The sequence below is a fragment of the Bacillus sp. JK106 genome, from assembly GCF_053663355.1.
This window is the reverse complement of sequence record NZ_JBSJQC010000003.1, coordinates 526377-537994: the sequence shown is the minus strand read 5'-3', so window position 1 is coordinate 537994 and position 11618 is coordinate 526377. Positions and strand designations below refer to the sequence as shown.

The 11618-nt window shown below is 46.7% G+C and carries 12 protein-coding genes and 1 pseudogene; 12 read left to right on the top strand and 1 reads right to left on the bottom strand.

Annotated elements, in window-relative coordinates; genetic code table 11:
* Positions 1 to 172: 172 nt before the first annotated feature.
* From dnaJ to mtaB, 4 genes are read left to right on the top strand one after another with little or no spacing between them, the layout of a single operon-like run.
* Positions 173 to 1300: a molecular chaperone DnaJ gene (gene dnaJ, locus ACWJJS_RS13095; protein WP_003152895.1), complete on the top strand. Its 1128-nt coding sequence runs from the start codon at positions 173 to 175 to the stop codon at positions 1298 to 1300.
* 23 nt (positions 1301 to 1323) lie between these two features.
* Positions 1324 to 2259 carry a 50S ribosomal protein L11 methyltransferase gene (prmA, locus tag ACWJJS_RS13090; protein ID WP_003152897.1) on the top strand — a complete coding sequence of 312 codons (936 nt, stop codon included), beginning with the start codon at positions 1324 to 1326 and terminating at the stop codon, positions 2257 to 2259.
* Positions 2260 to 2281: 22 nt separating this feature from the next.
* Positions 2282 to 3052: a 16S rRNA (uracil(1498)-N(3))-methyltransferase gene (locus ACWJJS_RS13085; protein ID WP_003152900.1), complete on the top strand. Its 771-nt coding sequence runs from the start codon at positions 2282 to 2284 to the stop codon at positions 3050 to 3052.
* Positions 3052 to 4407 (top strand): tRNA (N(6)-L-threonylcarbamoyladenosine(37)-C(2))-methylthiotransferase MtaB, encoded by a 1356-nt coding sequence (gene mtaB, locus ACWJJS_RS13080; RefSeq protein ID WP_014305444.1) that lies wholly within the window; start codon positions 3052 to 3054, stop codon positions 4405 to 4407. The genes ACWJJS_RS13085 and mtaB overlap by 1 nt, the downstream gene beginning before the upstream one ends.
* 37 nt (positions 4408 to 4444) lie before the next feature.
* Here mtaB and ACWJJS_RS13075 read toward each other — a convergent pair whose 3' ends face one another.
* Positions 4445 to 5371 carry a Na/Pi symporter gene (locus tag ACWJJS_RS13075; RefSeq protein WP_070082128.1) on the bottom strand — a complete coding sequence of 309 codons (927 nt, stop codon included), beginning with the start codon at positions 5369 to 5371 and terminating at the stop codon, positions 4445 to 4447.
* A 171-nt stretch (positions 5372 to 5542) separates the two neighbouring features.
* Between ACWJJS_RS13075 and rpsU the strand changes: the two genes are divergently transcribed.
* From rpsU to ACWJJS_RS13035, 8 genes and pseudogenes are all read left to right on the top strand, one after another.
* Entirely contained in the window at positions 5543 to 5716 is a 174-nt protein-coding gene (gene rpsU / locus ACWJJS_RS13070) for a 30S ribosomal protein S21 (RefSeq protein ID WP_003152957.1), read from the top strand.
* 14 nt (positions 5717 to 5730) lie between these two features.
* Complete coding sequence (locus ACWJJS_RS13065) at positions 5731 to 6177, top strand: GatB/YqeY domain-containing protein (protein ID WP_003152958.1); 447 nt, start codon at positions 5731 to 5733, stop codon at positions 6175 to 6177.
* 122 nt (positions 6178 to 6299) lie between these two features.
* Positions 6300 to 7616, top strand: coding sequence for an NfeD family protein (locus tag ACWJJS_RS13060; RefSeq protein ID WP_369614547.1), 1317 nt, complete (start codon positions 6300 to 6302; stop codon positions 7614 to 7616).
* 24 nt (positions 7617 to 7640) lie between these two features.
* Positions 7641 to 8633 carry a flotillin-like protein FloA gene (floA, locus tag ACWJJS_RS13055; RefSeq protein ID WP_003152961.1) on the top strand — a complete coding sequence of 331 codons (993 nt, stop codon included), beginning with the start codon at positions 7641 to 7643 and terminating at the stop codon, positions 8631 to 8633.
* 27 nt (positions 8634 to 8660) lie between these two features.
* Positions 8661 to 9095: a hypothetical protein gene (locus tag ACWJJS_RS13050; RefSeq protein ID WP_173613047.1), complete on the top strand. Its 435-nt coding sequence runs from the start codon at positions 8661 to 8663 to the stop codon at positions 9093 to 9095.
* Positions 9096 to 9151: 56 nt separating this feature from the next.
* Positions 9152 to 9433: a sporulation protein YqfC gene (yqfC, locus tag ACWJJS_RS13045; RefSeq protein WP_003152966.1), complete on the top strand. Its 282-nt coding sequence runs from the start codon at positions 9152 to 9154 to the stop codon at positions 9431 to 9433.
* Between the two features lie 17 nt (positions 9434 to 9450).
* A pseudogene (yqfD, locus tag ACWJJS_RS13040) lies at positions 9451 to 10675 on the top strand (sporulation protein YqfD).
* Entirely contained in the window at positions 10639 to 11598 is a 960-nt protein-coding gene (locus ACWJJS_RS13035; RefSeq protein ID WP_003152970.1) for a PhoH family protein, read from the top strand. The pseudogene yqfD and the gene ACWJJS_RS13035 overlap by 37 nt, the downstream one beginning before the upstream one ends.
* The last annotated feature ends 20 nt before the right edge of the window (positions 11599 to 11618 follow it).

Genomic DNA, 11618 nt, shown 5'->3' with positions numbered 1-11618 from the left:
TGGCTTTAGGCGGAAGAACACACAGCATATTCTGATTCAACAGACAGAAAGTCAAAGTCAGGCATCTCTTGGCTTTGACTTTTTTTCTTGCCCGGGATAAAAGGAATTGAAAAAACATAATTCAAAATGATACAATCTAATTTATGTGAGAAATTCGGGAGAGTGAAGCGAGATGAGTAAGCGTGATTACTATGAAGTGCTTGGGGTAAGTAAGAGCGCTTCAAAGGATGAAATCAAAAAAGCCTATCGGAAGCTTTCAAAAAAATATCATCCTGATATCAATAAAGAATCCGGAGCAGATGAAAAATTCAAAGAGGTAAAAGAAGCGTACGAAGCGCTCTCAGACGACCAAAAACGCGCTCAATATGACCAATTCGGCCATACAGACCCTAACCAGGGATTCGGCGGCGGTTTCGGAGGCGGCGGAGACTTCGGCGGCTTCGGTTTCGATGACATATTCTCAAGCATCTTCGGAGGCGGCACGAGACGCCGTGACCCGAATGCGCCGCGGCAAGGCGCGGATCTGCAGTATACAATGACCCTGTCATTTGAAGACGCGGCTTTCGGAAAAGAAACGATCATTGAAATTCCGCGCGAAGAGAATTGCGAAACATGTAAAGGATCGGGCGCAAAGCCGGGAACAAAGCCGGATACGTGCTCGCACTGCGGAGGTTCAGGCCAGCTGAACGTCGAACAGAACACGCCGTTTGGCAAAGTGGTTAACCGAAGAGTCTGCCACCACTGTGAAGGAACAGGAAAAATCATCAAAAACAAGTGTTCTGACTGCGGCGGTACGGGCAAAGTGAAAAAACGGAAAAAAATCAATGTCACGATTCCTGCCGGTGTGGATGACGGACAGCAGCTGCGCGTTCCGGGCCAAGGTGAACCTGGCGTAAACGGAGGGCCTGCGGGAGATCTGTTTGTCGTATTCCATGTGCGCGCCCACGAGTTCTTTGAACGCGATGGAGACGATATTTATTGCGAAATGCCGTTAACGTTTGCCCAAGCGGCACTCGGAGACGAAGTGGAAGTGCCGACGCTTCACGGAAAAGTGAAATTGAAAATACCTGCCGGCACACAAACCGGCACGAAATTCAGATTAAGAGGCAAAGGCGTTCAGAACGTCCGGGGCTACGGACAAGGCGACCAGCACATTGTCGTCCGCGTCGTCACACCGACGAATCTGACAGACAAACAAAAAGACATCATCCGCGAGTTCGCTGAAGTCAGCGGAAACCTGCCGGATGAACAAGAAATGAGTTTCTTTGACAAAGTAAAACGCGCATTTAAAGGCGAGTAATGATTGGATAGGAGTTGGTAGTTTTGAAATGGTCCGAAATCAGCATTCACACAACACATGAAGCGGTCGAACCCATCTCAAATATTTTGCATGAAGCTGGTGCGAGCGGGGTTGTCATCGAAGATCCGCTTGATTTAATGAAAGAGCGTGAGAATGTTTACGGGGAAATCTACCAGCTCGACCCCAATGATTACCCCGATGAGGGTGTCATTGTCAAAGCGTATCTGCCGATTAACAGTTTCCTCGGCGAAACGGTGGACGGCATTAAAGAGACGATTAATAATCTGCTTTTGTACGACATTGATTTAGGCAGAAACACAATCACCATTTCTGAAGTTAATGAAGAAGAATGGGCGACAGCTTGGAAAAAGTATTATCATCCGGTGAAAATTTCTGAAAAATTCACGATCGTGCCCACATGGGAAACGTACACACCCGTGAATACCGATGAACTGATTATCGAAATGGATCCGGGCATGGCATTCGGTACGGGAACGCATCCGACAACCGTTCTGTGCATTCAGGCGCTTGAGCGTATCGTTCAAAAAGGCGACCGTGTCATTGATGTCGGCACCGGTTCAGGAATTTTAAGCATCGCGGCCGCCATGCTTGAGGCCGAATCGGTTCATGCATATGACCTTGATCCGGTCGCTGTTGAAAGCGCGCGTCTGAATCTAAAATTGAACAAAGTGAGTGATACGGCCGAAGTGAAGCAGAACAATTTGTTAGACGGCATCACGGGCGAACATGATGTCATTGTCGCAAATATTTTGGCAGAAGTGATTCTCCGCTTTACATCACAGGCGTACGACCTGCTCAAAGACGGAGGCCATTTTATTACTTCAGGCATTATCGGCCAGAAAAAACAGGAAGTAAAAGAAGCGTTGGAAAAAGCCGGCTTTACCATCACAGAGATTCTGTCTATGGAAGATTGGGTCAGCATCATCGCGAAAAAATAACAGTTAGTAGGTGTCACAGCGTATGCAACGATATTTTATCGAGCTCACGAAGCAGGAGATGGACGAAACTCCCGATTTTCAAATTACGGGGGAAGACGTCCACCATATAGCGAACGTCATGAGAATGAGTGCGGGAGACCGGATTATCTGCTGTTCGAAAGACGGCCATGAAGCGTTATGCCTGCTCAAAGCGGTTTCTAAAGATCATATATCATGCAGCATTGCTGAATGGACGGGTGAAAACCGTGAACTGCCTTTGAAGATCAGGATTGCCAGCGGCCTTCCGAAAGGCGATAAGCTTGAATGGATTATCCAAAAAGGGACCGAGCTGGGGGCTAGTATGTTCATCCCCTTTCAAGGCGCCAGATCCGTCGTTAAGCTAGACGACAAAAAGGCAAAGAAAAAGCGGGAGAGATGGGCGAAAATCGCGAAGGAAGCGGCGGAGCAATCGTACCGCAATGAAATTCCCGAAGTGAAAACCGTTCATACGTTCCGGCAGCTGCTTGAAATGGCGGAGAATGTCGATAAATGTGTCGTTGCATACGAGGAGTCATCAAAGCAGGGAGAAACGGGCGCTTTCGCCGCGGAGCTTAAAAGCCTTCCGCAAGGTTCGTCTCTTTTAATCGTATTCGGCCCTGAAGGCGGTCTGACTGAGTCTGAAGTTCATCAGCTTTCAGAAAAAGGCGCCGTCTTATGCGGCCTCGGACCGAGAATTTTACGGACTGAAACTGCGCCTCTTTACGCGTTAAGCGCAGTTTCCTATCATACAGAGTTATTAAGAGGTGATCAGTAATGGCAACTGTTGCTTTTCATACCCTTGGCTGCAAGGTCAATCATTATGAAACAGAAGCAATCTGGCAGCTGTTTAAAGATGCGGGTTATGAACGAAAAGAATTCGAACAGACAGCAGATGTATATGTCATTAATACATGTACGGTAACAAACACGGGAGATAAAAAAAGCCGTCAAGTCATCAGACGGGCGATCCGCCAAAATCCTGACGGCGTCATCTGCGTAACAGGGTGCTATGCGCAAACCTCTCCGGCAGAAATTATGGCCATCCCGGGTGTTGACATCGTCGTCGGCACGCAGGATCGTGAAAAAATGCTCGGTTACATTGAGCAGTACAGGGAAGAGCGTCAGCCGATCAACGGCGTCGGCAATATTATGAAAGCACGCGTGTTTGAAGAGCTGGATGTTCCCGCTTTTACTGACCGCACAAGAGCGTCGTTAAAAATCCAAGAGGGCTGCAATAACTTCTGTACGTTCTGCATTATCCCTTGGGCGCGCGGCCTGCTTCGTTCCCGCGATCCGGAAGAAGTCATTAAACAGGCGCAGCAGCTGGTGGATGCCGGCTATAAAGAAATCGTCCTGACGGGGATTCATACGGGCGGCTACGGCGAAGATATGAAAGATTATAATTTCGCCAAGCTTCTCCGCGAGCTTGATACACGTGTAGAAGGACTGAAGCGGATCAGAATTTCATCTATTGAAGCAAGCCAAATCACTGATGAAGTGATTGAAGTGCTGGACGCGTCTGATAAAATCGTCCGCCACCTTCATATCCCGATTCAGTCAGGATCAAACACCGTTCTGAAACGGATGAGACGCAAATATACGATGGAATTTTTCGCGGACCGTTTAAATAAGCTGAAAGAAGCGCTGCCGGGTCTTGCCGTCACATCTGATGTCATCGTCGGTTTCCCGGGTGAAACGGAAGAAGAATTTATGGAAACATACCGGTTCATTAAAGAACATAAGTTTTCAGAGCTTCACGTATTCCCTTACAGCAAACGTACCGGAACACCTGCGGCCAGAATGGAAGACCAGGTTGACGAGAACGTGAAAAACGAACGGGTGCATAAGCTGATTGCGCTGTCTGACCAGCTTGCCAAAGAATACGCCTCCGATTATGAAGGAGAGGTTCTGGAAATCATTCCGGAAGAGGCATTTAAAGAGTCTGATGAGGACGGCATGTTCGTCGGCTATACGGACAATTACATGAAAGTCGTCTTCAAAGGCACGGAAGATGTAATCGGCAAACTTGTCAAAGTCAAAATTCAAAAAGCGGGCTATCCGTATAATGAAGGACAATTCGTCCGCGTCGTTGAGGATGAAATGACCCGGAACATGCGCATGTCTTCATAACAGATAAAAAAACCGGTGCCTTCCCGCATCGGTTTTTTTACGGTTTCGGAGGAATCATCCTGTCAATCAGCCGGTAAAACAAATGTGTGAACGGCAGAAACAATAAGGCGGTGACTACGTTAAATAACAGGCTGAAATGCGCAATCATCTGCGCGGGATCATCAGACAAGCGCTCCGTAATACCTGCTGATGCAGACAGGAAGGGAAAGACGAGCAGTACGCCGAGAATATTAAACACTACGTGAGCACCGGCGGTCTGTCTGGCGGCATAACCGCCTGAAACAGCAGCCATGACGGCCGTGACGCATGTCCCGATATTAGATCCCAGAACGACGCTGACCGCTTGTTCAATGCCGATCACCCCTTCGTTCATAAAACTCATCAAAATGCCGATGCAGACGGAGCTTGAATGAATGATTGCCGTCAATATCATACCGATAAAAAGAGCGGACCAGCTCGAATCATTCACATGGCGCAAAACCTCCGCCCCCGCCTTCATTTCTGTCAGCGGAACGGCAAGCCGGCTGAAGCATGTGATGCAAAAAAAGATGATGCTGAGACCGAGGAAGCTTATACCGATCTGCCTGAACGGATATTTACGGATGAGGATAAACACAAGGCCTCCGATAAAAAGCACCCAAATGAGCACATCCATCTTTATGGCTAAAAACTCCGTCGTAAATGTGGAGCCGACATTCGTGCCGAGAATCATCGGAATGGTCCGTTTAAAAGATAAAGCGCCTGCGCTGACAAAGCCGATGACAATGACCATGAAGGCTGAGCTGCTCTGAAGAAAACCGGTGAATATGATGCTTATGAGAAAAGCTTTCAAAGGGTGGTCGGTAAATAAGAGCAGGCTTTTCTCAATTTTTGAATACGTTAATGCGATCAGGCCCTGCCTGAGCAGGCTCATTCCGAGTAAAAAAAACAGGATAAGTGCGGTAAAGAGAATCAGTATTATCAAACGAAACACCCCTTTCCATCATTATATAGACAAGCAGCCTTATTCATGACGGAAAAGTGAGCTCGCTTAGTTGACCTGACTGATGGCTTATATTATAATGTCAAAGTACATGTTTATATATGTATCTTTTTAAAGGTAGTCGATTGGTGTATTCGGAGGGAGGGAAAGAGAATGTCAAAAACGGTCGTTAGAAAAAACGAATCGCTTGAAGATGCTCTTCGTCGCTTCAAACGCAGTGTATCAAAGACAGGTACTTTGCAAGAAGCAAGAAAGCGCGAATTTTATGAAAAACCTAGCGTAAAGCGCAAGAAAAAGTCAGAAGCTGCTAGAAAACGCAAATTCTAAAAGAGGGTGGATTTATGAGTCTTCTTGAGCGACTTAACCAAGATATGAAGCTGTATATGAAAAGCCGTGAGAAAGACAAACTGACTGTCGTTCGAATGGTGAAAGCTTCACTTCAAAACGAAGCAATTAAGCTTAAGAAAGACAGTTTGACCGAGGATGAGGAACTTACTGTCCTATCTCGTGAACTTAAGCAACGTAAAGACTCCCTCCATGAATTTTCAAACGCTGATCGTTTAGATTTAGTAGATAAAGTTCAAAAAGAGCTGGACATTTTAGAAATTTATTTACCGAAGCAGCTTTCTGAAGAAGAGCTGCAGACAATTGTAAATGAAACCATCGCTGAAGTCGGTGCGAGCTCCAAAGCGGACATGGGCAAAGTGATGAGTGCTATTATGCCTAAAGTAAAAGGTAAAGCTGACGGCAGCGTAATTAACAGACTTGTCAGCAGTCAATTATCTTAATTGACGAGAAAAAAGACATCTTTCCTAGAGAGATGTCTTTTTTTATACATAAAAAAATGAAACTAAAGTACATTTGTTACGTATATAAAGAAGAACGAAACGGGAAGGAGGGTATATTTGCCTTGTTCCGAAAAAAAACCGGAATTGCTGTTGCTCTATTGGGCTTATTTGTATTATCTTTATTAGGGGTTCAATTGAACGCGAAAGCTGATCATCCATCGGTTTATGTCATCCCGGTTGAGAAAAATGTCGAACAGGGGCTCGCCTCGTTTTTATCGCGTTCTTTCAAAGAAGCGAAGGAGTCCGGCGCGTCACACATTATTCTTGACATCAATACACCGGGAGGCGCCGTTCAATCAGCCTTGGATATTGCGGATATCATCGGCCGCGCGGATGTGCCTGTTACCGCTTACGTTAATAAACGGGCGCTTTCTGCCGGAGCGTATATAGCGCTTCAGGCAGATGAAATCTATATGGCGCCGGGCGGAAAAATGGGTGCCGCAGCCATCATCGACGGAAAAGGAAACGCGGCGGACAAAAAGGCTCAATCACTGTGGCATGCAGAAATGGAGGACGCAGCGGTTAAAAACAACCGAAATCAGAAATACGCCCTGGCCATGGCAGATCCCGCCATCAATGCAAAGGAAGCGGGCGCCCCAAAGGGAAAACTGCTGACACTGACAGCTGAAAAAGCCAAGGAAGTCGGATATTCGGAGGGCACGGTTTCAGACCTTGATGCTTTATATACAAAGCTAGGTTTTGACAAAGCGGATGTTCACCATGCAAAAGAAGGTTTCGTCGGCAAACTGGGCAGATGGCTGACAAATCCGTTTGTTGTCCCCGTCTTATTAACGCTTGCTTTGCTTGGTTTGACCATTGAATTGTTCTCGCCGGGCCTCGGGATACCGGGTGCCGTCGGACTGACGGCCATGCTGCTGTTTTTCACCGGGCATATCGCTGCCGGATTCGCCGGCTATGACAGCGTATTCTTATTTTGCGCGGGCTTGGTTTTTATCCTTTTAGAGATATTTCTGCCCGGAGGCATAATCGGTCTTATCGGTATTGCAGGCGTCATCGCGAGCCTCTTTCTCGCTGCGGGCAGCTTTACCGTAATGGCGGTTTCTCTCTTGATCGCCATTGCTGTGTCTATTACAGCCTTTATCATATTAACAAGGGTGTTGGGGAAACGAATGAAATTCTTTAAAAAATTAATATTAACTGATTCAACAAGCACGGAGAGCGGTTATGTTTCAAATCAGAACCGGACGGAGCTGTTGGGGAAAGTCGGCGTTACCGCTACAGCCCTCAGACCGTCAGGCACCGTCATTATTGATGATGAACGTCTGGATGTCGTCTCGGAAGGATCATTCACTGAAAAAGACAGACAGGTGAAAGTAGTGAAAGCGGAAGGCTCACGCATTGTCGTGAGAGAAATATAGATGATAACCTTGAGGAGGAATTAGATGGAACTGTCAAGTTTGGCGATTTTAGCAATAGTTGCAGCTGCCATAATCGTGTTAGCCATATTCTTCACCTTTGTACCGGTGATGCTATGGATTTCGGCGCTTGCGGCAGGAGTCAGAATCAGCATTTTCACTTTGGTCGGGATGAGGCTGCGGCGCGTCATACCAAGCCGCGTTGTCAATCCGTTAATTAAAGCGCACAAAGCCGGCCTATCCGCAACAACAAATCAGCTCGAAAGCCATTATCTGGCCGGTGGTAATGTCGACAGGGTAGTCAATGCCCTGATTGCGGCACAGCGCGCCAATATTGAGCTGACATTTGAACGCTGCGCAGCCATTGACCTGGCCGGGCGTGACGTATTGGAAGCCGTACAGATGAGCGTCAATCCGAAGGTCATTGAAACACCGTTTATCGCGGGTGTCGCCATGGACGGAATTGAAGTAAAAGCAAAAGCCAGAATCACCGTAAGAGCCAATATCGAGCGCCTTGTCGGAGGAGCGGGAGAAGAGACGGTTGTCGCCCGTGTCGGAGAAGGGATTGTCTCGACAATCGGTTCCTCGGGTAATCATAAAAAAGTGCTGGAAAACCCTGATATGATTTCGCAGACCGTACTTGGCAAAGGGCTGGATTCAGGCACCGCCTTTGAAATTCTTTCGATTGACATCGCCGACGTTGATATCGGCAAAAACATCGGAGCGATTCTTCAAACGGATCAGGCAGAAGCAGACAAAAACATTGCGCAGGCCAAAGCCGAAGAGCGCCGTGCCATGGCGGTCGCCCAAGAGCAGGAAATGCGCGCTCGCGTAGAAGAAATGCGTGCAAAAGTCGTGGAAGCAGAAGCCGAAGTGCCGCTTGCGATGGCAGAAGCGCTGCGTGAAGGAAACATCGGCGTCATGGACTATATGAACATAAAAAATATCGACGCGGATACGGACATGAGGGATTCTATCGGCAAGCTGACGAATGACCAGCAAGATGAAGACCAACAATAACCTCTCTATTAAGGAGGGAGCCGCTATATGCACGAGATTCTGACAAATCCGCTCGTCATTGCCGCCGTCATCGGCATTATATCGGCAATATTCGGCAAGAAAAACAAAGATGAAAAACGGCCGCCGGGTACACGTCCCGAAAATCAGGCAAAAAAGCAGGATCAAAAACAGCCGCAGAAAGAGCATAAGCCGGAAGCGGTAGAATTGCCTGCCGTTTCAGAAGAGAACCCTTTTGAGCAAAAAAGAAGGGAAGCTGAAAAGCGCTTAGCGGAGACGGAGCAGATGTTTAACGGGCTTGAACATAAGCTGACATCTCAACGCGCACGAAACGCGTCTCTGAAGAAATCAGCCCTCAAAATAAATAAAGAAACTGCGGTTCAAGGCATTATATTCAGTGAGGTTTTGGGTCCGCCCCGTGCAAAAAAACCGCACCGGACCATGCGGAGCATCGGTAAAAAATAAAGTGTTAGAACCCCTTTTCAAATCATACATATGAGATGAAAGGGGGTTCTTTTTTTATGGGGCAAAGAAAGAATCGTGTAAAGGCATGGCTGACAAGAGCATTGGAAATTCCCCCGGACGTTATGATGGATCTGCCTCGTATTACGATGGTCGGCAGACTTCATATCTACATAGAGAATCACAGAGGCCTCCTGCTGTTCAGCGAAGAAGAAGTCAGGCTGATGCTCAAGCAGGGGCAATGTATCATATCAGGAAAAAACTTGGTCATTAAGGCAATCCTTCCTGAGGAAATTCTTTTGGAAGGCACGATAGATCACGTACGATATGTCGATTCATAAAGCCGGGGGGAAATAATGTGAAAAACAAATGGCTGTCATTTTTTTCGGGTAAAGTCCAAATGGAAGTCAAAGGAAAAGGGATTGAACGGCTGCTGAATGAATGCACGAGAAACGGAATCGCCATCTTTGCGGTGAAAAAAAAGCAAGACTGTGTTCTGCTGATGATTCAGCTTCAAGATGTACATGCTTTCAGAAGAGTCATCAGAAAACATGAATGCAAAGCAAGCTTTACAAAAAGAAAGGGTCTTCCCTTTCTGCTTCTCAAATCAAAATTAAACCTGGGCTTCACTGCGGGATTTGTGATGTTTTTCATTATATTGTTTCTTTTGTCCAACATGATTTGGGACATTGATATTAAAGGGGCCAAGCCCGAAACAGAGCATCAGATGGTAAAGCACCTTGAAGAAATCGGTGTGAAAAAAGGCCGTTTGCAATTTTTAATGATGACGCCGGAGAAAATTCAAAAATCATTAACAAACGGCATTGATAATATTACGTGGGTCGGTGTGGAATTGAACGGGACAGCCCTTCATATGAAAGTGGTCGAAAAAAACGAACCGACAAAAGAAAAGTACGTGAGCCCCCGCCATATCGTTGCCAAAAAGAAGGCGGTCATCAAAAGGATGTTCGTGCAAAAGGGGCAGCCGATGGCTTTTGTGAACGATCATGTTAACAAAGGACAGCTCCTCGTCTCAGGACTGATCGGAAATGAAGATCGGAAAGTCGCCTCAAAAGCGGAAATTTACGGAGAAACATGGTACAAGTCAGAAGTAACCGTGCCTCTTGAAACATCATTTACGCTATATACGGGTAAAGTAAGGACGAAGCACAAGCTGTCTTTCGGATCATGGGGCGTGCCTTTTTGGGGCTTTGAATTTAATGAGGAGCCGCTGAAACATCCGAAAACAGAGGAAGAAAAGCACCCGTTTCAATTTCTGGGGATGAAGCTTCCGGTTTCTTACGTTCAAGAACAGACAAGAGAAAGTGAAACAACCGTGCGGACTTATACGAAAGGCGAAGCGGTTCAGGCCGGTATCAAAATGGGAAGACAAGATGTAGAAAAGCGATTAAACGGCAGCGGAGAGGTGGAAAGTGAAAAAGTTTTGCACCAATCCGTTGAGAATGGTAAAGTAAAGTTGATTATTCTCTACCAAGTTATAGAAGATATCGTTCAAACCACACCTATTGTTCAGGGAGACTAAAGAATGGCAGAACATTTACTTGCGATTAATCACAAACTGAAAAGCCCGGACGAAGCACTTTCTTTGTTCGGCAGCCAAGATGCCTTTTTACATTTAATGGAGAAGGATCTGGGCATTAGCCTCATCACACGCGGTGAAACCATTTACGTTTCCGGGAATGATGAAACATTTGAGATCGCTGACAGATTATTAGGCTCGCTCCTTACTTTAATTCGTAAGGGGATCGAGATTTCGGAACGTGATGTGCTGTATGCCGTGAAAATGGCAAAAAAAGATGAACTGGACTATTTTGAAAGCATGTATGAAGAGGAAATAACGAAAACGGCAAAAGGCAAACCGATCCGTGTCAAAACCCTCGGCCAAAGAGAATATGTGGCGGCGATGAAGAAAAACGACATGGTGTTCGGCATCGGGCCGGCGGGAACCGGCAAAACTTATTTGGCGGTCGTAAAAGCGGTGCATGCTTTAAAAAACGGCCACATTAAAAAAATCATTTTAACAAGACCCGCTGTGGAAGCCGGCGAGAGCCTCGGTTTTCTGCCCGGAGATTTAAAGGAAAAAGTAGATCCTTATCTGCGCCCGCTGTATGACGCGCTCCATGATGTGCTCGGAAGCGACCATACGGAGCGTCTTATGGAAAGAGGGGTTATCGAAATCGCCCCGCTTGCCTATATGAGAGGGCGGACGCTTGACGACGCGTATGTGATTCTTGATGAAGCCCAGAATACCACTCCCGCTCAAATGAAAATGTTTTTGACGAGATTGGGTTTTGGCTCTAAAATGATCATTACGGGCGACGTAAGCCAAATTGACCTGCCGAAAGGCGTCACATCGGGACTTGCAGTAGCGAAGGATATGCTGAAGGACATAAACGGCATCTCCGTTATTGAACTTGACCAGACAGATGTGGTCAGGCATCCGCTTGTTGCAAAAATTATTGAAGCTTATGATAAGCAAAAGTAATGCGAAAATGACCCGATCTC

Coding starts and splice junctions, on each gene's coding strand:
- dnaJ (WP_003152895.1), top strand. CDS start 173: ATGAGTAAGCGTGATTACTATGAAGTGCTTGGGGTAAGTAAGAGCGCT.
- ACWJJS_RS13085 (WP_003152900.1), top strand. CDS start 2,282: ATGCAACGATATTTTATCGAGCTCACGAAGCAGGAGATGGACGAAACT.
- mtaB (WP_014305444.1), top strand. CDS start 3,052: ATGGCAACTGTTGCTTTTCATACCCTTGGCTGCAAGGTCAATCATTAT.
- rpsU (WP_003152957.1), top strand. CDS start 5,543: ATGTCAAAAACGGTCGTTAGAAAAAACGAATCGCTTGAAGATGCTCTT.
- ACWJJS_RS13065 (WP_003152958.1), top strand. CDS start 5,731: ATGAGTCTTCTTGAGCGACTTAACCAAGATATGAAGCTGTATATGAAA.
- floA (WP_003152961.1), top strand. CDS start 7,641: ATGGAACTGTCAAGTTTGGCGATTTTAGCAATAGTTGCAGCTGCCATA.
- ACWJJS_RS13050 (WP_173613047.1), top strand. CDS start 8,661: ATGCACGAGATTCTGACAAATCCGCTCGTCATTGCCGCCGTCATCGGC.
- yqfC (WP_003152966.1), top strand. CDS start 9,152: ATGGGGCAAAGAAAGAATCGTGTAAAGGCATGGCTGACAAGAGCATTG.
- ACWJJS_RS13035 (WP_003152970.1), top strand. CDS start 10,639: ATGGCAGAACATTTACTTGCGATTAATCACAAACTGAAAAGCCCGGAC.